20 protein-coding genes are annotated in these 24,967 nt (G+C 57.0%); 10 read left to right on the top strand and 10 right to left on the bottom strand.

Translation table 11 applies throughout. The annotated features are described in order from the left end of the window. Positions 1 to 80 precede the first annotated feature (80 nt). The gene (gene fbp / locus WM95_RS02620; protein ID WP_023310178.1) at positions 81 to 1,079 is read left to right on the top strand and encodes a class 1 fructose-bisphosphatase; all 999 of its coding nucleotides are present in this window, start codon (positions 81 to 83) and stop codon (positions 1,077 to 1,079) included. A gap of 150 nt (positions 1,080 to 1,229) precedes the next feature. Further along, positions 1,230 to 1,586 (top strand): helix-turn-helix domain-containing protein, encoded by a 357-nt coding sequence (locus WM95_RS02615; RefSeq protein ID WP_023310177.1) that lies wholly within the window; start codon positions 1,230 to 1,232, stop codon positions 1,584 to 1,586. On the opposite strand, the gene WM95_RS02610 is transcribed toward WM95_RS02615, so the two are convergent. From WM95_RS02610 to ytfQ, 5 genes are all read right to left on the bottom strand, one after another. After that, positions 1,558 to 3,129 carry a methyl-accepting chemotaxis protein gene (locus tag WM95_RS02610; RefSeq protein ID WP_088544625.1) on the bottom strand — a complete coding sequence of 524 codons (1,572 nt, stop codon included), beginning with the start codon at positions 3,127 to 3,129 and terminating at the stop codon, positions 1,558 to 1,560. The two genes, WM95_RS02615 and WM95_RS02610, sit on opposite strands and share 29 nt — an antisense overlap. Before the next feature lie 93 nt (positions 3,130 to 3,222). Further along, positions 3,223 to 4,224: a galactofuranose ABC transporter, permease protein YjfF gene (yjfF, locus tag WM95_RS02605; RefSeq protein WP_023310175.1), complete on the bottom strand. Its 1,002-nt coding sequence runs from the start codon at positions 4,222 to 4,224 to the stop codon at positions 3,223 to 3,225. After that, entirely contained in the window at positions 4,211 to 5,236 is a 1,026-nt protein-coding gene (ytfT, locus tag WM95_RS02600) for a galactofuranose ABC transporter, ATP-binding protein YtfT (protein WP_088544624.1), read from the bottom strand. The genes yjfF and ytfT overlap by 14 nt, the downstream gene beginning before the upstream one ends. Positions 5,237 to 5,246: 10 nt before the next feature. Continuing rightward, positions 5,247 to 6,749 (bottom strand): galactofuranose ABC transporter, ATP-binding protein YtfR, encoded by a 1,503-nt coding sequence (ytfR, locus tag WM95_RS02595; RefSeq protein ID WP_063409810.1) that lies wholly within the window; start codon positions 6,747 to 6,749, stop codon positions 5,247 to 5,249. Between the two features lie 132 nt (positions 6,750 to 6,881). Continuing rightward, positions 6,882 to 7,838 carry a galactofuranose ABC transporter substrate-binding protein YtfQ gene (gene ytfQ, locus WM95_RS02590; RefSeq protein WP_045402315.1) on the bottom strand — a complete coding sequence of 319 codons (957 nt, stop codon included), beginning with the start codon at positions 7,836 to 7,838 and terminating at the stop codon, positions 6,882 to 6,884. A 310-nt stretch (positions 7,839 to 8,148) separates the two neighbouring features. On the opposite strand from ytfQ, the gene ppa reads away from it, so the two are divergent. Continuing rightward, positions 8,149 to 8,679 (top strand): inorganic diphosphatase, encoded by a 531-nt coding sequence (gene ppa, locus WM95_RS02580; protein ID WP_010427397.1) that lies wholly within the window; start codon positions 8,149 to 8,151, stop codon positions 8,677 to 8,679. A gap of 178 nt (positions 8,680 to 8,857) precedes the next feature. Here the strand turns inward: ppa and WM95_RS02575 are convergent, their stop codons facing one another. From WM95_RS02575 to tamA, 3 genes are read right to left on the bottom strand one after another with little or no spacing between them, the layout of a single operon-like run. Further along, the gene (locus WM95_RS02575) at positions 8,858 to 9,202 is read right to left on the bottom strand and encodes a gamma-glutamylcyclotransferase family protein (RefSeq protein WP_014830431.1); all 345 of its coding nucleotides are present in this window, start codon (positions 9,200 to 9,202) and stop codon (positions 8,858 to 8,860) included. Between the two features lie 2 nt (positions 9,203 to 9,204). Continuing rightward, positions 9,205 to 12,981 (bottom strand): autotransporter assembly complex protein TamB, encoded by a 3,777-nt coding sequence (gene tamB / locus WM95_RS02570; protein WP_063409276.1) that lies wholly within the window; start codon positions 12,979 to 12,981, stop codon positions 9,205 to 9,207. Beyond that, complete coding sequence (gene tamA / locus WM95_RS02565; RefSeq protein WP_047174657.1) at positions 12,978 to 14,711, bottom strand: autotransporter assembly complex protein TamA; 1,734 nt, start codon at positions 14,709 to 14,711, stop codon at positions 12,978 to 12,980. The genes tamB and tamA overlap by 4 nt, the downstream gene beginning before the upstream one ends. A gap of 223 nt (positions 14,712 to 14,934) precedes the next feature. On the opposite strand from tamA, the gene msrA reads away from it, so the two are divergent. Next, positions 14,935 to 15,576, top strand: coding sequence for a peptide-methionine (S)-S-oxide reductase MsrA (msrA, locus tag WM95_RS02560; protein ID WP_023310171.1), 642 nt, complete (start codon positions 14,935 to 14,937; stop codon positions 15,574 to 15,576). On the opposite strand, the gene WM95_RS02555 is transcribed toward msrA, so the two are convergent. Then, positions 15,577 to 16,635: a LacI family DNA-binding transcriptional regulator gene (locus tag WM95_RS02555; protein WP_059445145.1), complete on the bottom strand. Its 1,059-nt coding sequence runs from the start codon at positions 16,633 to 16,635 to the stop codon at positions 15,577 to 15,579. A gap of 192 nt (positions 16,636 to 16,827) precedes the next feature. Between WM95_RS02555 and WM95_RS02550 the strand changes: the two genes are divergently transcribed. The 6 genes from WM95_RS02550 (at position 16,828) to WM95_RS02525 (ending at position 24,438) form a co-directional block, all read left to right on the top strand. After that, a complete protein-coding gene (locus WM95_RS02550) occupies positions 16,828 to 17,979 on the top strand; it encodes a Gfo/Idh/MocA family protein (RefSeq protein WP_059445146.1) in 1,152 nt (383 codons plus the stop codon). A 16-nt stretch (positions 17,980 to 17,995) separates the two neighbouring features. After that, entirely contained in the window at positions 17,996 to 19,165 is a 1,170-nt protein-coding gene (locus WM95_RS02545) for a Gfo/Idh/MocA family protein (RefSeq protein WP_063409277.1), read from the top strand. A gap of 11 nt (positions 19,166 to 19,176) precedes the next feature. Further along, positions 19,177 to 20,244, top strand: a complete 1,068-nt coding sequence (locus tag WM95_RS02540) for a Gfo/Idh/MocA family protein (protein WP_063409278.1) — start codon at positions 19,177 to 19,179, stop codon at positions 20,242 to 20,244. Positions 20,245 to 20,256: 12 nt separating this feature from the next. Then, positions 20,257 to 21,279, top strand: a complete 1,023-nt coding sequence (locus tag WM95_RS02535) for a Gfo/Idh/MocA family protein (RefSeq protein WP_063409279.1) — start codon at positions 20,257 to 20,259, stop codon at positions 21,277 to 21,279. Between the two features lie 79 nt (positions 21,280 to 21,358). Then, positions 21,359 to 22,906, top strand: coding sequence for an MFS transporter (locus tag WM95_RS02530; RefSeq protein WP_063409280.1), 1,548 nt, complete (start codon positions 21,359 to 21,361; stop codon positions 22,904 to 22,906). A gap of 194 nt (positions 22,907 to 23,100) precedes the next feature. Next, positions 23,101 to 24,438 (top strand): hemolysin family protein, encoded by a 1,338-nt coding sequence (locus tag WM95_RS02525; RefSeq protein ID WP_023310162.1) that lies wholly within the window; start codon positions 23,101 to 23,103, stop codon positions 24,436 to 24,438. A 70-nt stretch (positions 24,439 to 24,508) separates the two neighbouring features. On the opposite strand, the gene WM95_RS02520 is transcribed toward WM95_RS02525, so the two are convergent. Beyond that, entirely contained in the window at positions 24,509 to 24,715 is a 207-nt protein-coding gene (locus tag WM95_RS02520; RefSeq protein WP_008501430.1) for a DUF1107 domain-containing protein, read from the bottom strand. Positions 24,716 to 24,967: the final 252 nt, after the last annotated feature.

Raw genomic sequence — 24,967 nt, 5'->3', positions numbered from 1 at the left:
ATATTTGTTAAGATTGTTGGGCTTTAGTCGTTTTAGTGAACATACAATCGCTCTACTCACAAAGATGCAGGGAAAGTGTTATGAAAACGTTAGGTGAATTTATTGTCGAAAAGCAGCACGAGTTCTCTCATGCTACCGGTGAACTCACTGCTTTGCTGTCGGCAATAAAGCTGGGCGCTAAGATCATCCACCGCGATATCAACAAGGCCGGTCTGGTCGATATCCTGGGTGCCAGCGGTGCCGAGAACGTTCAGGGCGAGGTTCAGCAGAAACTCGATCTGTTCGCAAATGAAAAACTGAAAGCTGCACTGCGCGCGCGCGACATCGTTGCGGGTATCGCCTCCGAAGAAGAAGATGAAATTGTTGTTTTCGAAGGGTGTGAACACGCTAAATACGTTGTTCTGATGGATCCGCTCGACGGTTCCTCAAACATCGACGTTAACGTTTCTGTCGGTACCATTTTCTCCATCTACCGCCGCGTCACGCCTGTCGGTACGCCGGTAACCGAAGAAGATTTCCTGCAGCCGGGCATTAACCAGGTTGCTGCCGGTTACGTCGTTTATGGCTCCTCCACCATGCTGGTGTACACCACCGGTTGCGGAGTTCACGCCTTTACGTACGATCCGTCATTGGGCGTTTTCTGCCTGAGCCAGGAACGCATGCGCTTCCCGGAGAAGGGCAACACCTACTCCATCAACGAAGGCAACTACATCCGCTTCCCGAACGGCGTGAAGAAGTACATTAAATTCTGCCAGGAAGAAGATAAAGCGACCCAGCGTCCGTACACGTCGCGCTATATTGGCTCTCTGGTCGCGGATTTCCACCGTAACCTGCTGAAAGGCGGTATCTACCTCTACCCTAGCACCGCCAGCCATCCGGACGGGAAGCTGCGTCTGCTATACGAGTGCAACCCGATGGCGTTCCTCGCCGAACAGGCGGGCGGCAAGGCGAGCGACGGTAAAGAGCGTATTCTGGATATCGTGCCGGAAAGCCTTCACCAGCGCCGTTCATTCTTCGTCGGCAACAACCACATGGTTGAAGACGTTGAACGTTTTATCCGTGAGTACCCGGACGCGTAATGCCTCTCTACAGGGGAGCCGTTCTGGCTCCCCTGGTCATTTATATATTTTACCGTATAAGTGTTTATAAAAAACATGCTTTAATATTCACCACTGCTCCTGCATTATTTCCATAACAGTTTGACAGATATTTCGTGGAGCAGAATCGCAATGAAAAATTATTCCCGTGCTAATACCGGCATTGATTTAAATCTTATCCCTGTATTTATTGAAGTCGTCCGCTGCGGCAGCATGGCAAAAGCCTCTTTGCGTCTGGAGATGTCACGTCCGGCGGTGAGCCTGGCCTTAAAGCGTTTTAATCAACTCTTTGATGAACCGTTATTTTTCCGCAAAGGTTTATACCTTGAACCGACGGAAAAAGCGTTAGCCTTAACCAGTTCGCTGGAAATATTAATGGGTGATATTCACGATAATATTGCGGCAGTTAATTCCGGAAAAAATAAAACCCCGGAACAGAACGTACCGGGGCTGGGTAATATTATGCAGCGGTCTGAGTCGTCACTTTGAATGATGACATGGCTTCCATCAGCTGACGCGACTGCTCCTCAAGGGAGCGGGTCGCGGCGGAGGATTGCTGCACCAGCGCCGTATTCTGCTGCGCGGTTTCGTCCATCTGATTCACCGCAATATTCACCTGCTCAATACCACGGCTCTGCTCCTGAGACGCGGTCGCAATCTCACGCATCAGTTTGGTCATGCGCAGCACTTCTGTTGCGATTTCGTCCATGGTTTCGCCAGCCTGCTGGGCCAGCTCGCTGCCCTCGTTAACGTGGGTCTGCGAATCGCTGATAAGCGATCGGATCTCTTTCGCCGCGTCGGCGCTGCGGCTGGCAAGGTTTCGCACTTCGCCCGCGACGACGGCAAACCCGCGCCCCTGCTCGCCCGCGCGCGCCGCTTCCACGGAGGCGTTAAGCGCCAGGATATTGGTCTGGAAGGCAATACCGTCGATCACGCTCAGGATGTCGGCGATGCGCGCCGAGCTGCCCGAGATATCGCGCATTTTTTCAATTACGTAGCAGACCATTTCGCTGCCGTGATCGGCCGTGTCGGACACCGACTTCGCCAGCTGGTGCGCCTGCTCGGCGTTATCGGCGTTGAGCTTCACCGTCGCGGTGATCTGTTCCATGCTGGCCGCCGTCTGCTCCAGCGACGTGGCGGTGGATTCCGTACGCTCGGCAAGATCGCGGTTCCCCAGCGTCAGCTCGCGGCTGCCGGTGTCAATCTGCGCGCTGGCATCGCGTACCCGCATAACCGAATTCATCAGCGACTGTCGCATCTGCTCTATCACCGCGTTGAGGCGGTTAAATTCCTGGCTCGCGGGGGCATTCAGCGTATGGGTTAAATCCCCCGCCGCCACGTTCTCCAGCTGAGCGATCGAGGCCGAAAGCGGCTTGAGCAGCATATGGCGCAGCGCCAGCCACGCGAGCACGATAATGCCCGCCGTCAGCAGCGCGGCGACGATAATCAGGATCAGGACGCGGGTTTTGCTCGCCTGCACGGCGCTCACTTCCGCCTGACCACGCGCTTCGCTCCATTTCTGAAACGCCTGCATATCGTTATCAAACTGCTTCGCCACCGGAATCAGCGTCTTCTCCAGCAGATCGTAATACCCGTCCGCGCTCTGGTCATTCAGGGTTTTCAGCATCGGGTTGATCCCCTGCTGGCTATAGGTCGCCAGGCTGGCCGCCACTTTATCGAGCAGCTGTTGCCCCTGCTCGTCAGCCACGCCGCCGTCGATCACGCCTTTCAGCGTTTTCTGGGCCAGGGCAACTTCCTGATTGATGTTTTTTACCGCTTTGGCCGCATCGTCCAGCATGCCGATTTCCATCATGCGGACGGCCTGGCCCGCCTCATTGCGCGCGCGCAGGATCAGCGTATAGCCTGAATTAAGCTGCACCATCTGCTCACCCTGAAGGTGATTAATACGCTGCAGTGAAGAAGAACTCTGTGTGAGAGCATAAATGCCAATGCCGCTGACAATCAGCAGCAGAAGGGTCATAACGGCCAGTAAAGAGAGCAAGCCGGTACGAATCGATAGCGTTTTAAGCATGATATTATTTCCGGTAGCGAGATATTTCTGGGCATAAAAAAAGAGTATCGGCCGCTACCGGAAAATGTTTAGACTTTAAGCAAATTCAGCGTGTTATCGCTCTGTTACCGATGTGTTTACGCGGGTAACAGGTGAGCTTTGGCGGTTCTCCCAGAGCACCGTAAGACCGCGCTGCAGGGCAATAAAAATAAACAACAGAATGCCGATGGCGATCTTCGTCCACCAGGAGCTGAGCGTGCCGTCAAAGTTGATATAGGTTTGTATCAGCCCCTGGATAGCCACGCCGAACAGCGTTCCCAGCACGGTACCGACCCCACCGCTCAGCAGCGTGCCGCCGATAACCACAGAAGCAATCGCATCCAGCTCCACGCCCACGCCTGCAAGGGCATAGCCCGCCTGGGTATACACCGAGAAGACGATACCCGCCAGCGTCGCCAGGCCGGTCGAGAGCATATAGATGCGGATGGTGGTACTGCGGGTGGAGATCCCCATCAGGTTTGCCGACGTGGCGCTACCGCCGATGGCGTACACCTGATTGCCAAACCGGGTACGGTGGGCGAGGAAGATGCCAATCACCACCACGCCCAGCATCAGCAGCCCCATCGCGCTCAGGCGGCCGCCGCCGGGAATTTTCCACGCCAGGCTGGAGAGCGTGTCGTACACCGGATGGTTAATCGGAATCGACTCTTCCGAGACCAGATAGCTCACCCCGCGCAGGAAGAACATTCCTGCGAGGGTAATGATAAACGCCGGGATTTTTAACGCGTCGATCAGCAGCCCCATAAAGGCGCCAAACGCGCAGCCCATCGCCAGCACCAGCGGAAACGCCACCAGCGGAGAGATCCCCCAGAAGCCGATCGCCTTCGCGAGGAACACGCCCGTAAACGCGATCACCGACCCGACGGAGAGATCGATCCCGCCGGAGAGGATCACAAAGGTCATGCCGACGGCGATAATGCCTAAAAAGGCGTTATCGGTCAGGATATTGCAAATCACGCGCGTCGACGCAAAACCGGGGAATTGGGTGAGGCAGTAGAGATACCCCAGCACAAACACGCCCAGCGTGATCATCAACGGTAAATTACGTTTTATCATGGCCACGGATCCCCTTAATGATGCTGACAAAGCGCGGCGACTGGACGATCAGCACGCAAAGCACGACCACCGCTTTCACCACCTGGTTGAGTTCCGGCTGGAACCCCGAAAGCAGGATCCCGGTGTTCATTCCCTGAATGATCAGCGCGCCAATCACCGAGAGCAGCAGGTTAAAGCGACCGCCCATCAGCGACCCACCGCCGATCACCACCGCGAGGATCGCGTCCAGCTCCAGCCAGAGCCCCGCGTTGTTGGCATCGGCCCCGCGAATATCCGCCGCGACGATGACCCCGGCGATGGCGGCGCAGACGCCGCTCAGCACGTAGGTCAGCATCACCATCAGGCGGGTGTTGACCCCGGCGTTGCGCGCGGCGCGGATGTTGATCCCGACGGCTTCAATGAACATGCCCAGCGCCGTTTTGCGGGTGAAAAGCCAGAAGACAATGAGCGTGACCAGGGCAACGATCACCGGCGTCGGGAAGAACAGCAGGTTGCCGCTTCCGATCCACGCCAGGCTCGGCGAGTTAAAGGTGACAATCTGTCCGGAGGTAATCAGCTGCGCCACGCCGCGCCCGGCCACCATTAAAATAAGGGTGGCGACAAAGGGCTGAATTTTCAGCACCGCCACCAGAATGCCGTTCCATAATCCGGCCAGCACGCCGGTGCCTAAGGCCGCCAGCAGTACCACCGGCAGGCTGTGTCCGGACACGGTCATGGAGGCTGCCGTGGCCCCGGCGATGGCCATCACCGCGCCGACGGAAAGGTCAATCCCGCCGGTGGCGATGACCAGCGTCATCCCGATGGCCAGCAGCGCCACCGGCGCGGCACGGTTTAGAATGTCTATCGGGCTGCCAAACAGGCGACCATCCTGCACGATAATCTGGAAGAAATGCGGCGCGACCAGGCTATCAACCAGCAGAACAACCAGCAGCGCTGCGATTTGCGGCGTGCCGGTTGGCCAGCTGAATCGGCGCTTTGGCTCACCGGTTTGCGAAAGCGAACGGGGCATCACGATTTACTCCTTATGCCGCGATGGCATTCATGATCGCCGGAACGGACAGCTTATCCAGCGGGATCTCTGCCACCTGTTTGCGATCGCGCATGATGATGACGCGATCGGCATAGCCCACCAGCTCCTCCAGCTCGGACGAAATAACCAGCAGCGCCAGACCGTCCGCGCACAGGGTTTCGATAAGCCGGATAATTTCGGCGTGCGCCCCCACGTCAATGCCGCGGGTTGGTTCATCGAGGATCAGGAACTGGGGTTTGGTCAGCAGCCAGCGAGACAACAGCACCTTCTGCTGGTTGCCGCCGGAGAGGAACTCGATGGGCTGTTCCGCGCTCGGCGTGCGGATACCCAACTGACGGATAAAGCGCTCGGCGATGGCGTTTTGCTCTTTACGGGGGATCGGGCGCAGCCAGCCGCGCTGGGCCTGCAGCGCCAGGATGATATTTTCCCGCACCGAGGCCGCGGCAATAATACCGTCCGTTTTTCGGTCTTCCGGGCAGAAGCCGACGCCCAGGCAGGAGGCCTGATGCGGCGATCGTAAGGTTCGCGGTTTGCCCTTGATCAGCGCGGTGCCGCTGTCGGCCGGCTTGATCCCGAAGATCACCTCGGCGGTTTCGGTTCGTCCGGAGCCTAGCAGGCCCGCCAGCCCGACAATTTCGCCCGGGCGGACTTCCAGATTAAACGGCGATATCACGCCTTTCTTGCCGTAATCGCTGAACGCGGCGACCGGTTTCTCGCTCAGCAGCGTGCGCCCGGCGCGCTGAAGGGCATTGGTTTCCAGCTCGCGGCCCAGCATCATTTTCACCAGTTCGATTTGCGGCAGCTCGCGGGTTTCGCGGCAGCCGACAAAGCTGCCGTTGCGCAGCACCGTGATGCGATCGCTCACCTCATATACCTGATCGAGGAAGTGGGTAACGAAGATCAGGCTGACGCCCTGATCGCGCAGCTGGCGCATCAGGGTAAAAAGCATCTCCACCTCCTGGGTATCGAGGCTGGCGGTGGGTTCGTCGAGGATCAGCACCTTTGCCGAGAGGTCTATCGCGCGACAGATGGCGACGATCTGCTGCATCGCCACGGAAAAGCGGTTCAGCGGCTCGCGGACGTCGAGGGAGAAGCCGTACGATTCCATCAGCTTTGTCGCCCGCGCCTCCATCTCTTTGCGGCGCAGCAGGCCAAAACGTCGCGGCTCACGGCCAATAAACAGATTATCCGCCACCGACATATTCGGCAGCAGGTTTACTTCCTGGTACACCGTCCCGATCCCCAGCTGCTGGGCGTGGGCGGTATTTTTCGGCGAAATGGCGTTGCCTTCCAGCCAGATGGTGCCGCGATCGGCGTGATAAACGCCGGTGAGGGATTTAATCAGCGTCGATTTTCCCGCACCGTTCTCGCCCAGCAGCGCCATGATCTCACCGCGCCGAAGGCTGAAATCAACGTTATCCAGCGCCTTTACGCCGGGGAAGAATTTGCTTAAGCCCTCTGTGCGGAGGATTTCCTGGTGTTGTTCAGTGGTCATGGTTTCCCCCTCACCCTGACCCTCTCCCCGGAGGGGAGAGGGGATTGATCGTGCCAATTGTTAATATCCAGCTCCGCCCTGCCTTTCTCCCTCTCCCCTCCGGGGAGAGGGCTGGGGTGAGGGGCGCGGGTCTTAGTAGCCCATATTTTTCTTCTTCTCTAACTCTTCTTTCGCCGTGTCAGGCAGGTAGAGCGTGGACTTGGTGACCGTCACCTTCTCAGGCATCGTGCCGTCTTTCTTGAATTTCTCCAGCGCGTCGAATGCCGGGCCCGCCATGTTTGGCGTCAGCTCCACGCTGGCGTTGGCTTCGCCGTCGATCATTGCTTTGTAGATGTCCGGCACGCCGTCGATAGAGCCGGTGAGGATATCTTTGCCCGGCTTCAGGCCCGCTTCTTTAATCGCCTGAATCGCACCGATCGCCATGTCATCGTTGTGGGCGTAAACCATGCAGATGTTCTTGCCGTTGTTTTCAGCCTTGATGAAGCTCTCCATGACCTCTTTACCTTTACTGCGCGTAAAGTCGCCGGACTGAGAGCGGATAATCTTGATGTTTGGCGCTTTAGCGATGGCCTCAGCAAAGCCTTTTTTACGGTCGATGGCCACGCTCGCGCCGACGGTGCCCTGCAGCTCAACGACGTTACACGGCTTGCCGTCGACCTGTTTCACCAGCCAGTCGCCAATCAATTGCCCTTCCAGCACGTTGTTGGCGGTCACGGTGGTCATATAGAGGGATTTGTCTTTGACGTCGATGGAACGGTCAAGCAGGAAGACAGGGATCTCAGCGTCTTTCGCTTCCTTCAGGACGGGTTCCCAGCCGGTCGCCACGACGGGTGCAATAAAGATGGCATCCACGCCCTGGGCGATAAAGGAGCGCACGGCTTTGATCTGATTCTCTTGTTTCTGCTGACCATCGGCGATTTTCAGGGTAATGCCGCGTTTCTGAGCCTCGCTTTTGGCAACGTTGGTTTCAGCCGCTCGCCAGCCAGATTCAGAGCCGACCTGCGAAAAACCTACGGTTAAGGGAGCGGCCATCGCCATAGACGACATGGCTGCCGAAACTGCTGTGACAAGAAGTAAGCGCTTCCACATATGAGCGTCCTCGTAGGGGGGGTTTATTGTTGGTTAAAAGATGTTCTGCGAAATGACTATAGCCCATGAAATATGTAACGAATTGCGTTACATCACACTTCAGAAAAGTGAATAAAACGTTAATCACAAGTTTGTAATCGCTTTCATTTCACCATGAAAAATGCGGCTGAGTTTATGGATTTTTCTGTCATGGAAAGGGTCTGAAAAGTGGAGAAAGCGGGGAGAGAAAGCGAAAACAGGCGGAGACATTCAGCGCGAGTTGGCTATAATACCTGCCACTTGTTTACCATCCATTTTAAAGGACACCGACATGAGCTTACTCAACGTCCCAGCGGGTAAAGAACTGCCAGAAGACATCTACGTAGTTATCGAAATCCCGGCTAACGCAGATCCGATCAAATACGAAGTGGACAAAGAGAGCGGCGCCCTGTTCGTAGACCGTTTCATGTCTACCGCGATGTTCTATCCGTGCAACTACGGTTACATCAACCACACTCTGTCTCTGGACGGTGACCCGGTTGACGTGCTGGTCCCAACGCCATACCCACTGGAGCCAGGCTCCGTCATTCGCTGCCGTCCAGTTGGCGTGCTGAAAATGACCGACGAATCCGGTGAAGATGCGAAGCTGGTTGCGGTACCGCACACCAAGCTGAGCAAAGAATACGATCACATCAAAGATGTGAACGACCTGCCAGAACTGCTGAAAGCGCAGATCACTCACTTCTTCGAGCACTACAAAGATCTCGAAAAAGGCAAGTGGGTTAAAGTTGACGGCTGGGACAACGCGGAAGCGGCGAAAGCAGAAATCATCGCCTCTTTCGAACGCGCTGCTAAGAAGTAATTCTTACTGCTGTTAATGAAGGCCCCGCCAGTCGGGGCTTTTTTATGGCTGGAGAGTTTCGCCTGGCGGCGCTACGCTTGCACGGGCCTACAATGAACATGTAGGCCGGGTAAGCGTAGCGCCACCCGGCAAGAGACGCAAAAAAACAACGCCACCTCACGGTGGCGTTGTTTTTTTTTCAGTACTGGTCTCTGTCTAACCAGTTACCGCTTACAATCCGCGTTAACCCTTCGACCGGACGCTGGTAGACGTACATCCACGCACTTCCGTACGGCGTCTGGATCAACTGGCGTGCGTATTCACCGCCCCTGGTGCGCAAGGCATCAAGTTCGGCAAGCGTCGCGTTATCAATACGATAGACTTCACCCTGTACTGTTCCTTCGCCCGGAACCGCGCCTGGATAGTGGCCCAGGCTGTACAACTGGTAGTTCTCGATATTGTAATTCCCCAGCAGCAGGGCATTGGTCATCCAGTGACTGTTGCCTTGCTTGGTTCGTAAACTGCCGTAGACAAATATTCGCATTGCTAAAACTCAAACTGATAGAGCAGATCAAGTGCCTGGTCTACGCCGGACACTGCTTCCAGATATAGCTTGGGCATCAGGCGATAGCGTAACGTGAGAGTTGCCAGTGAGTCAAAGATCCCCACACCATATTTTACCTGCAGACCCGGCAGTACATAGCCGCTGACCACCACCTGCGAGGAGTCACCCACGCCCTGGGTGTCCAGCGCCAGATTGCTTACGCCGAACGTCTCGCCGATTTTACCCACAACCTGCCCACTTTGTGCAACCCCCAGACCCACTAACATCGAGGTCATCGCCGCGCTGTCGCTTTGTCCGCTGTCCAGACCTTGTCCACGCAGCAGATAAGAGAGAGCTTCCTGCTGCGACATCGCCGGGTCAGAGAAGATCTCCGCCTTCGGCTCGTCGGCAGAACCGGTGACGCGAACGCCAGCAATGACGTCGTTTTCCGTCGCTTCCGGGTTACGAATCGCTTCGATGTTCAACAGGGGCTGATCCGGTGGACCGGAGAACAGCAGCTCGCCTTTGCGCACAATCAGATCCTGACCATAGGCGTGGAAACGCCCTTCAGGAATATTGATCTGCCCGTTCAGGCCAAGCCCTTGTTTATCCTGCGCCACTTTCAGATCGCCCGTGAGCCTCGCCTTCAGCCCAAACGCATCCAACCGCACGTTATTCCCCACGTGCACGATAAGGTTGCTATTAATCGGTATGCCCGCGCTCTTCTGTTCTATAGGTCTCAGATTTTCATTGAGCATAACTTCATCACTTGAGACGCCGACCGCGCTTTCCGGCACGTCGTGAACCACGATGCGCGCCCACGGCACGTCGACGCGTCCGTCAAGCGTGAAGAGGCTTGGCGTGGCTTCAAAGACCACATCAGGCGAGACGTCCAGGCGCACCATCGGTGGTACGGTGATGCGCACCTTGCTGCCCTTCGCGGCAATACGGGCGCGCCAGTTGTCGAGCTGGCTCCAGTCCGCGTCGCCGCTCAGGTTGATTTGCCCTTGCTGCGTCAATACCGAGCCGCTCAGCGTCGAGCTCATGCCGTTGAAGTTCATCGCTATCTGGCTGGGCTGCATGTCAAACGGCATGAAGTTGCCGTCGATATCCACGCCGCTGAGCCGCATCTGACCGAACAGCTGCGGGCTTTGCACGTTACCGGCCAGGCGCAGGTTAGCGTTCAGCATACCCTCCGCTTTTTCCCCGCGCGCGAAAATCGGGTTCACCATCGCCAGGTTGAAGTTACGGACGTTGACGTTGCCGCCCAGATTACGCCGTCCCTGCGGATCGGTAATCTGGACCTGCCCGTCCAGCTGACCGTTGTTGGTCAGGCGGATCGTCCACCCCAGCTGTGCGCGATTGTTATGCAGATCGGCACTCAGGTTCAGGGTGTCGAAAGCCACCGGCAGCGGCGCGTCGTTGACCTCCTGCGTCACCTTCACGTTACGCCCTGACAGCGTGACGCTGCCCTGCGGCAGCCCCTCTTTGGTAGTGTCCCAGGCCACATCGGCTTTCCCGCTGAAGACGCCGCTGGCCTGGGTTGTGTCCGGCATAAACGGCTTCAGCATCGCCAGATCGAAGCGGTTGAGGTTGATCTGCGCGCGCCCTTCCGCACCCGCATCGATGGTCTGCGGCACGCACAGCTCCGCATTCGGGTTGGTCCAGCAGTGTGGCCCAATGCTGATCTTCTGCTCGGCATTGCGGTAGTCGAGGGCAATGGATCGCGAGAGCGCCAGCGGCCCGACCGGCGTATTGAAACGGGTGTTATCAAGCAGACCTTTCCAGCGTTCTTCCTTGCGGTCGAAGCTGCCGGTGAGGTGAAGCTGGCCGGAGACCGGCTCGCCCTGCACGCGCAGCTGGAGGTCGTGCTGCTTCTCGTTCCCTTTGGCGTCCAGGGTGACCAGGCTAATGTTCACGTCCGGCTGAGAAATGCGCTCCACGCGCAGGTTCAGGCTACCGCCGATCTGATCGGTGGATTTCACATCCCCTTCCACGCGGACGCGGGCAACGCTCAGCTCCTGCCAGCGCAGGTTATTGGCGATAATGTCCGCCAGCAGCTGCGGTGCCTCCACCGTACCGCGCACTTTCACGAGACCTTTCGCCGTGCCGCCCAGACCCGGCAGGGCGTTGTCGAGATTCGGCGCGTCGATGGTGGCGTCCAGGTTGAGATCCTTCACCCCCAGCTCGCCTTTGATATCCGCCGTGTTGCGGCCCAGCGCCACGTGCAGCCCCGGGATAACCCACTGCAGATAGCTGTTGCCTTTTACCGAGCCTTCAACGTTAACCTTGTTCTGCTTCACGTTCCCGGTGAGCTTGATTTCCGGCACGTCCATCTGCCACGTACCGCCGTACAGGCTGCCGCGGGTTTTAATCAGGCCATCCAGCTTCGACGGCCAGTCCGGCACCTCTTTGGCGGTGTTAATGCCCGTCAGCTTCAGCTCGCCGCGCCAGCTGATCGCCTGCTGCCAGTCAAGCAGCGCGGTCAGCTCGGTTTTACCTTCCAGCGCCGCGACGGTCAGCTTGTCGAGGTTGACCTGCTGTTCGTTGCCCTTCGCATCCAGCGCGATGTTCGCGGGCGGCAAGCCCTGCCCCTTCACCGCGGTGCGGAACGAGAGCGTGTAGTCGGTCATCTTGCCGCTCAGCTTCAGCTTCAGGTCATCGGCCTGGAACTGCTTTTCGCCGGTGAACGGCCAGTAAAGCTGCTTGCTGACAACCTCAAGATTGAGCGGCAGCCCGGCTTCCGCCAGCTGCGTTTGCGCGCGCAGGACCATGTCCACCGGGCCGGAGAGATTCACCCCGACATCCAGCTTATCGCGCAGCGCCCCGCCCACTTTGACCTTCACCTTTTCGCCTTTCAGCGGATCGATGTTGAGGGCACTGTTAAGCGTAATGTCCACCGGCCAGTTGTCGCGCAGCAGGGCATTCCCCGACGCATTCACCGAGCCCTGATTGGTGTCAATATCCAGCGCGTCGAGCTTCATATTGCCGTCAATGCTGCTGACTTTCAGCAGCATGTTATAGACCGTCAGATCGGTATCGCCGGTCAGGCGCAGCTGCTCGCCTTTGAACTCCTCGATGTTGAGATTCAGCGGCAGATGAACGTCGGTCATTTCCGGCAGCACAGGCTTCGAGAAGAGATCTTTCAGCGTTTCGCCCAGCGGCTTTTCTTCCGGCTGCGGGTTCTGGATCTTCGGCTCGACGATCTCTTCCTGCGCCACGTCGGCCACCTTCGGCAGCGCGATCAGCAATCCCTGCAGGGACGTCGGCGTCAGGGTGAGGTTTTTCTCCTGCCAGCGCAGGCCGGAGGTGAAATCCATCACGGACACGGTAGTGTCGTCGATTTTGATATTGACGTTATCGAGCGCGACCCGATAGAGCGCGATCGGGTACGGCGTGGAGAGATTCAGCGGGCCGCTGTCCTCTTCCTCGACTGGCGCAGACTTCGGCATTTTTTTCGAATCTATCGCCACGTTGACGTCTTTTAGCGCCAGATCGTTGACGCAGAGCTTGCTGTCACGCAGGCAGCCCAGCTTCACCGCCAGGTGGAACTCCCCGGCGTTCACCGCCACGCCCGGCTGCTCGTAGCGGATGTTCTTCAGACGCAGATCGCGCCAGCCGCCCGTTACCTGGCCAATCTCCAGCCCCGGCACCCAGCGGTTCGCAGCGTTAAACAGCAGATGCAGCCCGGTCGTCGTTCCCACCAGAAACGCCACCGTACCGAGCAGCAGCACGATAAAAATCAGCACCCCGAGGCTTATTTTCTTCCATAAACTCATAATTCAGGCCCCAGACCGATGTAAAACTGTAATCCGTGTTCATCTTTGTCGCCGACAGGCACGGCGAAGTCGAGCTTGATGGGTCCGACTGGCGACTGCCAGCGTACGCCCACGCCCGCGCCGGTTTTAAAGTCGCTGCGGCGGATATCGTTCACCGCTTCACCGCCGTCAACAAACATGGCGCCCCACCACTTTCCGCTGACGTTGTACTGATACTCAAGCGATCCGGTCGCCAGTTTTGACGCACCGGTCAGTTGGCCCTTTTCGTTCTCAGGTGAGATCGATTTGTACTTATACCCACGAATGCTGCGGTCGCCACCGGCGAAGAAGCGCAGATCCGGCGGAACGCGCTCGAAGTCTCCCGTTTCAATCCAGCCGAGATTGCCGCGCATCACAAAGCGGTGTTTGTCATACAGCGTGCGGATCCAGACGTTTTGCGCCTGCAGGACGGAGAAATCCACGTCGGAGCCCCAGGCGGAGTTGGAATAATCAATAGAGTAGCGCTGTGAGTCGCCCCAGGTCGGCATCAGGCCCCCGCGCGAGCGGGTTCGGCTGATCATTACGCCCGGATAAAGCAGCATGGTGGTATTGGTGACGTTGGCCTGGGTAAAGTGGTCCAGGCTCCAGCGCAGGTTAATGGCGCGCTGCCAGCCGCTGGAGAGATCCCAGAAGCGTGAGACCGCAAGGGTCGTAGAGTCCTGCTTGGTGTCGTTCAAGTCGGTGCGCTTAAAACCGCCCTGCACAAGGTAATATTGCTCAAGCGGATTTTTCAGCAGCGGCATTTTGTAGCTGAAATCCAGCTGCTGCTCGGGCGCAGAGAGGCTCAGGCTGGTGGTCAGGCTGTGACCGTACGAGTTCATCCACGGTTTTTTCCACGAGGTTCTCACGCGTGGTCCAACATCCGTCGAGTAGCCAACACCGGTCTCAATGGTGTTCTCGGTGCGCGGCGAGACAACGCCATGCAGCGGCAACACCTTCGTTTTGCGAGACTTATCAAATTCCGGTGCGACAACCACGGAGTTAAACCAGCCGGTAGCGGAAAGACGACGGTTCAGTTCCGCCAGGTCCCTCGACTGGTAGTAATCCCCTTTTTTGAACGGCACGAGGTTTTGCAGATACTCTTCACGAATTTGCGAACCTTCAAACGTGACATCGCCAAAGCGGTAGCGTTCTCCGCTGTCGTAGTCGATATCCCAGAAGGCCTGACGCCGATCCAGCGCAATCCCCAGCTGGCTTTTATTGAACTGGCTGTCGAAGTAGCCCTTACGCAGGGAAACGTTCGTCAGCTCTTTTTTGAAATGGTCGTAGTCACCGTGGTTAAGCACGGTACCGATTTTCGGCCGCGTGCTGAGCAGGTCCAGGTAATCCCGGTCGGTACGCGCCCCGCCGCGGAGGATGACGTTCGTACCGCCAATCAGTACCGGCTCCCCCGGCGAAACGCGGGCAATAAGGACCTGGCGCCCCTTCTCTGGAGGCGGGCGGAGATCGAAATCAATGGTGGGTTCGTAATACCCCAGCGCTTTCAGCCCTTCACGGATGGCGTCATCCACGCGCGCGCGAAAACGCCGGTCCGGCGTCACCTCATCACTCTGGATGGTCGACAACTGCGCACGCACGTTTTTTTGTAGCGCCCCGGATAACCCCTCAACCTGCAAACGGACATTCGCCGCGCTGGCAATCCCGCTTGTCAGCAACACACTGACTAAACATAACTGGCGGATTTTTGTCACGTTTTCTCCTGAATATCCCTGTTTCCACCCTGGAAGCAAATGAAGTGCCGCTCCGCGGCAAAATACGGCCTGTAGCCAAAAACCCGAATCGCGGGTTGAAAATGGGTGTAACACCCAAATATTTCTTATGATTAAATCTAGACTGATTCAGCGCATTTATTGTGTTCAATTAAACGCTTCGTGACAACCTTAACTGAAACATCGCACCCCGGGAGGCCCCATCGTGAGTTTATTCGACAAAAAGCATCTGGTTTCACAAGCTGATGCATTACCGGGACGCAACACCCCTATGCCTGTGGCGACCTTACACGCCGTCAATAACCATTCCATGACCAACGTGCCGGAGGGAATGGAAATCGCCCTGTTCGCCATGGGCTGTTTCTGGGGCGTTGAGCGCCTCTTCTGGCAGCTGCCCGGCGTTTACAGCACGGCGGCTGGCTATACGGGCGGCTACACGCCGAACCCTACCTATCGCGAAGTCTGCTCCGGCGAAACCGGGCATGCGGAAGCGGTGCGCGTGGTCTATGACCCTGCGGTAATCAGCTATGAACAGCTGCTGCAGGTCTTCTGGGAGAACCACGACCCGGCGCAGGGCATGCGTCAGGGCAACGACCACGGCACACAGTACCGTTCGGCTATTTATCCGCTCACGCCCGAACAGGATGCCGCCGCGCGCGCCAGCCTTGAGCGTTTCCAGCAGGCCATGCGTGAAGCGGGCGATACGCGCGAGGTGACGACCGAAATCACCACCGCGAAACCGTTCTACTATGCCGAGGACGACCACCAGCAGTATCTGCATAAAAACCCGTACGGCTACTGCGGTATTGGGGGCATCGGCGTCTGCCTGCCGCCACAGCTGGCGTAATTATTGGTCCAGCGCCACGCGCGCCGCGTGGCGCGTGGCGTTACTGACCGAACCGTTATCCATTACTTTACCCTGCAACAGCAGGTTAAAGACAGGCGCCTGAGGACGGTTCAGCCGCGTTTGCAGCAGATGAACGGCCTCAATCCCCAGCTCGCGGCAGGGCACCGTGACGCCGGTAACCGGTTTTTCCAGACGGTGCGCTAAATTCCATGCAAAATCGGTCGTGATGAGCGAAATGTCTTCCGGAATGCGTAGCCCGTGTCTCGTTAACGCCCTGATCACCCCTTCCGTCATGCTGGTACTGTTCGGAAAAATCACCTCCGGCCACCGGGAGCGGTCATGCGTCATCAGCCACGCATCCAGCGCCCGCTCGGCCTCGTCTGCCGTAAACCATTCCGTCACGAGCAAATCGTGCTGAGGATCAAAGGCCACGTGAAAATGGCGATACGCCTCTTTAATGCCGTCCAGACGCGCGTACAGCGTATCCCGCCGCAGGCAGGTGAGCGTGAGCACCCGGCGATGCCCCTCCTCAAAAAGGTACTGCATGGCGGTGAAGCCAATTGCCCGGTGGTCGGGTGACACGGCATCCAGCACCCGATCCCGGTCAACGGAATTAATTAAGACGCAGGGCTTATTCAGCGTGCTCGCCAGTTTAAATATGGTGGAATCATCAGTGCCTATAATAATTATCGCGTTGATATTCTTATGGCTGGCCTTTTCCAGAAAGACTTTCACATCGGCGTGCTGCTCTTCTAAACCGCAGCACGTGACCCACACATTATGCCGCGCGCAGGCTTCAGCAATTCCTTTCGTCACTTCCAGATAAAAAATATCTCCGCGTCCCTGAAAGGTTCTCTCCGGTGCAAAAACAGCGATACCGTTAACTAACAGTCTTCCGCTCGCCATAGACTCCAGCACACCGAGCTCCCGCGCGGTGCGAACAATCGCCTCCCTGGCTTTGTCGCTGGTGTAAGACTTGCCGCTTAATACCCGCGAAACCGTGCTGACGGAATAGCCCGTCAGGGCCGCAATTTCCTCCATTTTTAACCTGCCCGGCATAGTGTGACCTCGCTCTCATTCAGTTTTTGCAAATATTTGCAGAAACAGTCCTTTGATTTTAAAACCAAATTTCTGAACGTCTGGAGATTACTTAATCACCTTGCGAGTATTCTCACAAAAACACATTGTCGCTACCGCTCCCCTTTCCTATTTTCCGGTCATCACTCATTTCAACTGAAATTAAGGTGTGACATGGAGAAGGTACGTTTTGGCATTATTGGAATAGGTAATATCGGTACGGTCCACGCGCGTTATTTACTGGCGGGTACAGTCAGCGACGCCTGCCTGGCCGCGGTTTGTGATAATGCGCCGGAAAAGCATCCCGCTATCCGCCAGCTGGTCGGTACCCTCCCATTATTCAGCGACGCGCAGGAGATGCTCCAGAGCGGGCTTATCGACGCGGTGATTGTCGCCACGCCGCACTACGAACATCCGCGCCTGTCGATGCTGGCGATGCGCAACGGCATCCACACCCTGTGTGAAAAACCGGCGGGCGTGTACACCGCCCAGGTACAGGAGATGAATGCCTGCGCCCGGGAGTGCGATGTGGTGTTCGGCATCATGTACAACCAGCGCCCGAATCCGCTCTATCAGAAGGTGAAAGATCTGATCGACAGCGGCGAGCTGGGTGAGATCCGCCGCTCCAACTGGATCATCACCAACTGGTATCGCTCGCAGAGCTACTACAACTCCGGCGGCTGGCGCGCCACCTGGAAAGGAGAAGGCGGCGGCGTGCTGCTCAACCAGGACCCGCACCAGCTCGATCTCTGGCAGTGGCTGGTCGGCATGCCGGTCCGCCTGCGCGCGTTCTGCCAGTTCGGCAAGCATCGCGATATCGAAGTGGAAGACGAGGTTACCGCCTACGCCGAGTATGCCAACGGCGCGACGGGCGTGTTTATCACCACCGTGGCGGAAACGCCGGGAACCAACCGGCTGGAAATCGTCGGCGATCGCGGCAAGGTGGTCGTCGAAGAGGGCAAGCTGCGCTACTGGCGGCTGCGTGAATCAGAAACCGCCTTCAACGCCCGCTGGCAAAACGGTTTTGGTGAACCTGAGTGCTGGGAGGTCACGCTTCCCGTGGCCGCGGAATGCAGCGAACACCACGTCATTACCGCCAACTTCTGTGCCGCCATCCTGCGCGGCGAGCCGCTCATTGCGCCGGGTCTGGAAGGGATCCACGGGCTGACGCTCTCCAACGCAATGCACCTCTCCACCTGGACAGACGACTGGGTCGAACTCCCGCTCAACGAGAAACAGTATCTGCGCCTGCTTCAACAACGCATCAGCACCTCAGTGGCAAAAGAGACAGCCAGCGTCACGCTGGACGCCTCTGGCACCTGGTAACTCCGGAGAAGAAACGATGTTAAATGTCGCTATTGTGGGAACAGGGAATATCTCGCATAACCATATTCAGGGTTATTTGCAGTTTGGCCAGCGCTGCCGGATCGTCGCGCTGGTAGATATCTACCCGGAAAAAGCCCACGAGAAAAAAACGCGCTACGGCCTGACGGACGCCCGCGTGTATGACAGCCACCAGCAGATGCTGGCATCAGAGCCGGATATTGACATCGTCGATGTCTGCACGCCGCCCTACGTCCACGCAGAGATCGGCATTGATGCCCTGAACGCGGGCTGCCACGTGCTGTGCGAAAAACCGATGGCCGCCTCGCTGGAGGAGTGCGACGCGATGATCGCCGCGCAACAGGCCAGCGGCAAAACGCTCGCCATCATTGCACAGAACCGCTTTACCGATGCCTTCTGGCGTCTGAAAGCAGCGCTCGATTCCGGCCTCGCGGGAAAAATCTGTCATGCGCAGGTGGATTCGTTCTGGTGGCGCGGACACTGCTACTACGACCTGTGGTGGCGCGGTACCTGGGAAAAAGAGGGTGGCGGCTGCACCCTTAACCACGCGGTACACCACATCGACGCCATTCAGTGGATGCTCGGCTTCCCGTCCGAAGTGGTGGCGATGATGACCAACGTGGCGCACGACAACGCGGAAGTTGAAGACCTCAGCGCCGCGATCTTCAAATACCCCAGCGGTGCCCTCACCCAGCTAACCGCCTCGGTCGTGCATCACGGCGAAGATCAGAAAATGATCATTCAGGGCGATAAAGCGCGTATCTCCGCGCCGTGGCAGGCTTTTGCCAGCGTCAGCGCCGATAACGGCTTCCCGCAGGAAATCCACGATCAGCAGCGAGAAGCGCAGCTCGACGCGGTGTTTCAGCAGACGCCGAAGCTCGAATGGACGCTGCACGCCGGGCAGATCGACGACCTGCTTTACGCCATCGAGCACGGCACGGCGCCGCTGGTGGATGGCCTGCAGGGCAAACGCTCGCTGGAGCTGATTACCGCGATCTATAAATCCGCCATTACCCGCAGCGTGGTCTCGCTGCCGATTCAGCGCGATGACCCGTTTTACCGCACCGGCGGGACGAACGCCCTCGCCCCTCGTTTTTATGAAAAATCCGCAAGCGTCGCCAACTTCAGCGAAGTGGGCGCGATTCCCCTTGGCAAAGATCTGGACTAAGGAGTGACACCATGAACAAGAATGACGGAATGAACTACGCCCCGGTGGGCAAACCGCAGCCCGTTGTCAGGGAAGGAGAGTTTGTTTTTGCCGCCGCCGCGCTCGACCACGGCCATATCTACGGGATGAGTAACGGCCTGATAGAAGCCGGGGCCACCCTGAAATGGGTGTACGACCCCGATCCGGCCAAAGTGGACAAATTTATCCAGCAGTACCCGCAGGCAAAAGTGGCAGAGTCGCTGGAGGTGATACTCAACGACGACGAGGTGCGCCTGGTTGCGGGTGCGGCCATCCCTTCCGAGCGCTGCGCGCTGGGGCTGAAAATAATGGCCGCAGGCAAGGACTACTTCACGGATAAAGCGCCGCTCACCACCCTTGAACAGCTGGCCGATGCCAAAGCGATGGTGGCAAAAACCGGGCGGAAATACGCGGTGTACTACAGCGAACGTCTGCACGTGGAGAGCGCGGTATTTGTCGGACAGCTGGTGCAGCAGGGGGCCATTGGCCGCGTCGTGCAAACATTGGGGACAGGCCCGCACCGGGAAGGAACCGGTCGCCCGGACTGGTTCTACGATCGACGCTATTTCGGCGGCATTCTGTGCGACATCGGTAGCCACCAGATTGAGCAATTTCTCTTCTACACGGACAACAGTAACGCCACCGTGGTCGCCAGCCAGGCACGCAATTTCAACCATCCGCAGCATCCGGCATTTGAAGATTTTGGCGACGCAACAATCAGGGGCGAAAACGGTGCCAGCGGTTATTTCCGCTGCGACTGGTTTACGCCGGACGGGCTTTCTACGTGGGGCGACGGCCGCCTGACGCTGCTCGGCACCGAAGGCTATATCGAAATCCGCAAATATGTCGATCTCACCCGCGGCGAGCAGGACGTGGTTTATCTCGTCAATAAGGAGGGAGAATTCCGCTATCCGGTCGCCGGGGAGGTCGGGTTCCCGTTCTTTGGCGAACTGATCCTCGACTGTCTGCATCGAACCGAAAACGCCATGACGCAGGCGCACGCTTTCAAAGCGGCGGAGCTCTGCGTGAAGGCTCAGATGCTGGCCAACGCAACGGAATAACGGGAGGCGATAATGACGATCCTGAACACGGCGGTTATCGGTGCCGGAGCAATTCACGGCTGCCACGTGAACGCGTTGCGCCAGATGCCCAACGTCGCGCTGCGCGCGCTGGTAGATATCGACAGTGGCAAAGGGCTGAAGCTGGCGATGGGCTATCAGTGTCACTTCTATCAGGATTACCGGGAAATGCTGCTGGATGATGCCATCGACGTGGTCCACATCTGCACGCCGCATTTTGAGCATAAGAGCATGATCCTGGAGGCGCTCGCTGCCGGGAAGCATGTTTTCTGTGAAAAACCGGTGGGGTTGAATAGCAGCGAGCTCGTGGAGATCACCCTCGCCGCGGAACAGGCGCCGGGTCTGCTCGGCGTGTGCTATCAGAACCGGTTCAACCCCACCAGCCAGGGCATTCTCCAGGCGCTGGACGATGGCGTGCTGGGGAAAATGCTCAGCATCAAGGCGGTGCTGACGTGGTCGCGCTCGGGCGCGTACTACACCGAAAGCCCGTGGCGCGGGCGGCTGGCAACGGAAGGCGGCAGCCTGTTGATCAACCAGGCCATCCATACTCTCGACCTGATGCAGTGGTTCGCCGGCGGCGTGACGCGGGTGAAAGGCGTGGTGGACCGCGGCGAGCTGGCGGACGTGACAGAAGGCGAAGACAGCGCGATGGCGACGCTGCATTTTGCCAACGGCGCGCGCGGCCTGTTTTATGCCAGCAACTGCAATACCGCGGACTCCCCCCTCTGGCTTGAAATCCACTGCGAACGGGGCTCGCTGCTGCTCAGCGACAACGTACTCTGGCGCATCACGCCCGGCGAGCGCCTGAGGCTGGCGAGCGATAACACCCCAGACGGTCTGGTTAAAAGCTACTGGGGGCTGGGGCATGAGCAGGCGATCCGCCGTTTTTATCATGCTATTTCCCATCCCGGAAACGCGAAATACACCGACATCCGCGAAGCCGGAAAATCACTCACCCTTGTGGAGGCTATTTATCGCTCATCTCAGTTAAGACAATGGATAGAAATCAATAAGTAGAACGTAATGTGTCGTCCAGATTTGAATAAAAATACGGCCTGAAAAACAGGTTAATCATTACCCTACACTGGATATTATTATGGTCAAACCTACTGAACGTAGAGTGGGTTACGGCGTGGCGCTGGGCTACGGCGTAACCGATCTGTTTGGCGGAGGGGCGTTCGCCGTTATCGGCACCTGGCTGCTCTTTTTTTACACCACCTATTGCGGGCTCTCGGTTATTGAAGCGGGGTCTATATTCGCTATTGCCCGCGTCATTGATGCGCTATTAAGCCCGATTATGGGCTATATCACGGATAATTTCGGGGATACCTGGCTCGGGCGTAAATTTGGCCGTCGCCGCTTCTTTTTATTACTCAGTTCGCCGCTCATGTTTTTGTATGCCCTGCTATGGCTGACGGACATGGGTTACTGGTACTACCTGGGCACCTACCTCTCTATTGAGCTGCTGTCGGCGATGGTGCTGGTGCCCTGGGAGACCCTGGCGGCGGAGATGACAAACCGCTATGAAGAGCGAAGCCGCCTGTCCGGCGTGCGCATGATCTGCTCCCAGCTGGGCGGTTTTCTTGCGGTTTCCGTTCCGGGCGTGATTATGCATTTCACGGGGAAAGATAATCCGTTTACCTATACCCTCACCGGGCTGATATTTTCCTGCGTGTTCTGCATTGCGGTGTTTATTACCTGGTACACCACCTGGGAAGCGAAGGATGTGCAGCAGGAATCCAGTTTTAAAGTGGACAACCAGCGCAGCGGCGGGCTACTCAATCACCTTAAATATCTGGTGCTGGATCTCTTTTCCTCCTTTCGTATTCGCGCGTTCCGCCTGCATATTATTATTTATATCTTTTCGTTCACGGCGATGGACGTATTTGGGTCGGTCTTCACCTATTATGTCGTGTATTGCCTCAGCCAGGACGCCTCGGCGGTTTCCGGCTGGCTGAGTATTGCAGCCTTTGCCTCAGTACCAGGTACTTATGGATTTATGCTGCTATTGAACCGGCTGAACATCACGCCATCTGCCGCCCTGCGGCTCTCCTACGGCTGTATCTTCCTGGTGCTGGCCTTCCTGTTTACGGTCTACCTCACTAAAACGCAGGTACCGCCCCTGCTGTTCTCCGCGCTCTTTATTCTGCTCGGTGCCGCCCGCTCTGGCCTCTACTATATTCCGTGGAATATCTACAGCTTCATTCCGGATATTGACGAGATAGTGACCCAGCAGCGCCGCGAAGGGATTTTTGCCGGGGTGATGGTTCTGACCCGCAAGAGCACCGTGGCGATTGCCATCATGATTATTGGCCTGGTGCTGCAGGAGTCCGGCTTTGTGAAGGGCAGCGGCGCACAGCCTGAAAGCGCGCTGGGGGCGATTATCGGCCTGATGATCTTCGCGACGGCAGCCCTGCTGGCGGTCAGTTTCTTTACCACCTACAGGTTCAGGCTCACCCGTGAGACGCACAGGCTGCTCCTGAAGGAGATAGCACGTCGTAAGCTAGGTGGTGATTACCTCGACTGCGACGCCAGAACTCGCGTGGTGATTAAGCAGCTCACGGGCTATGAATACGATCAGGTATGGGGAGGCGATGCAACCCGTCGGGCAGTGGGCGATGTCCGCCTGTCTGCCGTGAAATAACGCGATGTACCGGACAGCGCCCGCTGTCCGGTCTGTTTTATGCCAAAAACGTGACCTCTGGCAGATTTACATCTCTTTACGCTATACTACCCGCTGAAATAATCGGCTCAACGCTACGAGCTGATTTTCAATGTGTTTTCACACAAATGGTATCAACTCCCCTTCTGAGGATCTGGCGATAAGCCGGATAAACTATGTTAAACAGTATTTTAGTAATACTTTGTCTGATTGCCGTCAGCGCGTTTTTCTCGATATCTGAGATCTCGCTGGCCGCGTCCCGTAAAATCAAACTGAAGCTGCTTGCCGATGAAGGCAACATCAATGCCACCCGCATCCTGAAAATGCAGGAAAACCCCGGGATGTTCTTCACCGTGGTGCAGATTGGCCTCAACGCGGTCGCCATTCTCGGCGGTATCGTGGGTGATGCGGCGTTTTCCCCGGCGTTTTATAGTCTGTTTGTTAAGTACATGTCCGTTGAACTGGCCGAACAGCTCAGCTTTATCCTCTCCTTCTCGCTGGTAACCGGCCTGTTCATCCTCTTTGCAGACCTGACCCCGAAACGCATCGGTATGATTGCGCCAGAAGCTGTGGCTTTGCGTATCATCAACCCGATGCGCTTCTGTCTGTACGTGTTTCGTCCGCTGGTGTGGTTCTTCAACGGCCTGGCGAACGTGATTTTCCGCATCTTTAAGCTGCCTATGGTGCGTAAAGACGACATCACCTCTGACGACATTTATGCGGTCGTGGAAGCCGGCGCGCTGGCCGGGGTGCTGCGCAAGCAGGAGCACGAGCTGATTGAGAACGTGTTCGAACTGGAATCCCGTACCGTACCGTCTTCCATGACGGGCCGTGAAAGCATTATCTGGTTCGATTTACATGAAGATGAGCAGAGCCTGAAGAACAAAGTGGCGCAGCATCCGCACTCTAAGTTCCTGGTCTGTAATGAAGATATTGACCACATCATCGGTTACGTCGACTCCAAAGACCTGCTGAACCGCGTGCTGGCAAACCAGAGCCTGGCGCTTAACAGCGGCGTGCAGATCCGTAACACCCTGATTGTGCCGGACACCCTGACGCTCTCAGAAGCGCTGGAAAGTTTCAAAACCGCCGGGGAAGACTTCGCGGTTATCATGAACGAATACGCGCTGGTGGTGGGTATTATCACCCTGAACGACGTGATGACCACGCTGATGGGCGACCTGGTTGGCCAGGGGCTGGAAGAGCAGATTGTTCAGCGTGACGATAATTCATGGCTGATTGATGGCGGCACGCCGATTGAAGACGTGATGCGCGTGCTGGATATCGACGAGTTCCCGCAGTCCGGTAACTACGAGACCATTGGCGGCTTTATGATGTTTATGCTGCGTAAGATCCCGAAACGTACCGACTCGGTGAAGTTCTCCGGCTACAAGTTTGAAGTAGTGGATATTGATAACTACCGCATCGACCAGCTGCTGGTGACGCGCATCGACAACAAACCGACCGTACTGGTGCCAAAGCTGCCGGACGCGGAAGAGAAGGTTTCGGCGTAAAATTCTGGCCCCACAAACATCAACGGCTCCCATTGGGAGCCGTTTTTTTAACTACTGCATAGCACGTTGGTTAAGCCATCTCAGTCTGCAGACGCATAACCTGACGGTTGACTTCGGACATCACAGACAGGTGCTGTTTGTCCTTCACTTTTGGGACAAGGATCTTGCCCTTATCAAACTCAAAAGCGCCAACATCCTTGATATACAACCGTCCACGGAACAGGATCTTCACGTACTTCGCCACCTGAAGCGGGTTGTAGCGTTGGAAAATTTTCATTCTTGTATCTCCTGCGAATCATACGCTCTTGCGGTGCCACAATCGGCCCGACTGTCCTGAGCGCAAATTTTAATGCCCAATGACTATAGACCAGAACTACGGTGTTACCCAGTGTGCATAAGTTTATTTACCGTTTGATTACAATTATTCAGAATAATCTTTGCAAAGCGTGACCGGGCGCAGTATAAGCCGTCGTTTTTTCATGGATATGTGCGTTCGCCCGCAAACTGGCATCCGGATTGCGGGAAAACC

Source organism: Enterobacter cloacae complex sp. ECNIH7, assembly GCF_002208095.1.
In the GTDB taxonomy this organism is placed as follows: Bacteria; Pseudomonadota; Gammaproteobacteria; order Enterobacterales; family Enterobacteriaceae; genus Enterobacter; species Enterobacter cloacae_M.
Note: the sequence above shows the minus strand (reverse complement) of the source record. Positions and strands in the feature narration are given on the sequence as shown.

Bases quoted from the DNA above. Each gene is read 5' to 3' on its own strand.
- fbp (WP_023310178.1), top strand. From the start codon at position 81: ATGAAAACGTTAGGTGAATTTATTGTCGAAAAGCAGCACGAGTTCTCT.
- WM95_RS02615 (WP_023310177.1), top strand. From the start codon at position 1,230: ATGAAAAATTATTCCCGTGCTAATACCGGCATTGATTTAAATCTTATC.
- WM95_RS02610 (WP_088544625.1), bottom strand. From the start codon at position 3,129: ATGCTTAAAACGCTATCGATTCGTACCGGCTTGCTCTCTTTACTGGCC.
- yjfF (WP_023310175.1), bottom strand. From the start codon at position 4,224: ATGATAAAACGTAATTTACCGTTGATGATCACGCTGGGCGTGTTTGTG.
- ytfR (WP_063409810.1), bottom strand. From the start codon at position 6,749: ATGACCACTGAACAACACCAGGAAATCCTCCGCACAGAGGGCTTAAGC.
- ytfQ (WP_045402315.1), bottom strand. From the start codon at position 7,838: ATGTGGAAGCGCTTACTTCTTGTCACAGCAGTTTCGGCAGCCATGTCG.
- ppa (WP_010427397.1), top strand. From the start codon at position 8,149: ATGAGCTTACTCAACGTCCCAGCGGGTAAAGAACTGCCAGAAGACATC.
- WM95_RS02575 (WP_014830431.1), bottom strand. From the start codon at position 9,202: ATGCGAATATTTGTCTACGGCAGTTTACGAACCAAGCAAGGCAACAGT.
- tamB (WP_063409276.1), bottom strand. From the start codon at position 12,981: ATGAGTTTATGGAAGAAAATAAGCCTCGGGGTGCTGATTTTTATCGTG.
- WM95_RS02555 (WP_059445145.1), bottom strand. From the start codon at position 16,635: ATGCCGGGCAGGTTAAAAATGGAGGAAATTGCGGCCCTGACGGGCTAT.
- WM95_RS02550 (WP_059445146.1), top strand. From the start codon at position 16,828: ATGGAGAAGGTACGTTTTGGCATTATTGGAATAGGTAATATCGGTACG.
- WM95_RS02545 (WP_063409277.1), top strand. From the start codon at position 17,996: ATGTTAAATGTCGCTATTGTGGGAACAGGGAATATCTCGCATAACCAT.
- WM95_RS02540 (WP_063409278.1), top strand. From the start codon at position 19,177: ATGAACAAGAATGACGGAATGAACTACGCCCCGGTGGGCAAACCGCAG.
- WM95_RS02535 (WP_063409279.1), top strand. From the start codon at position 20,257: ATGACGATCCTGAACACGGCGGTTATCGGTGCCGGAGCAATTCACGGC.
- WM95_RS02530 (WP_063409280.1), top strand. From the start codon at position 21,359: ATGGTCAAACCTACTGAACGTAGAGTGGGTTACGGCGTGGCGCTGGGC.
- WM95_RS02525 (WP_023310162.1), top strand. From the start codon at position 23,101: ATGTTAAACAGTATTTTAGTAATACTTTGTCTGATTGCCGTCAGCGCG.
- WM95_RS02520 (WP_008501430.1), bottom strand. From the start codon at position 24,715: ATGAAAATTTTCCAACGCTACAACCCGCTTCAGGTGGCGAAGTACGTG.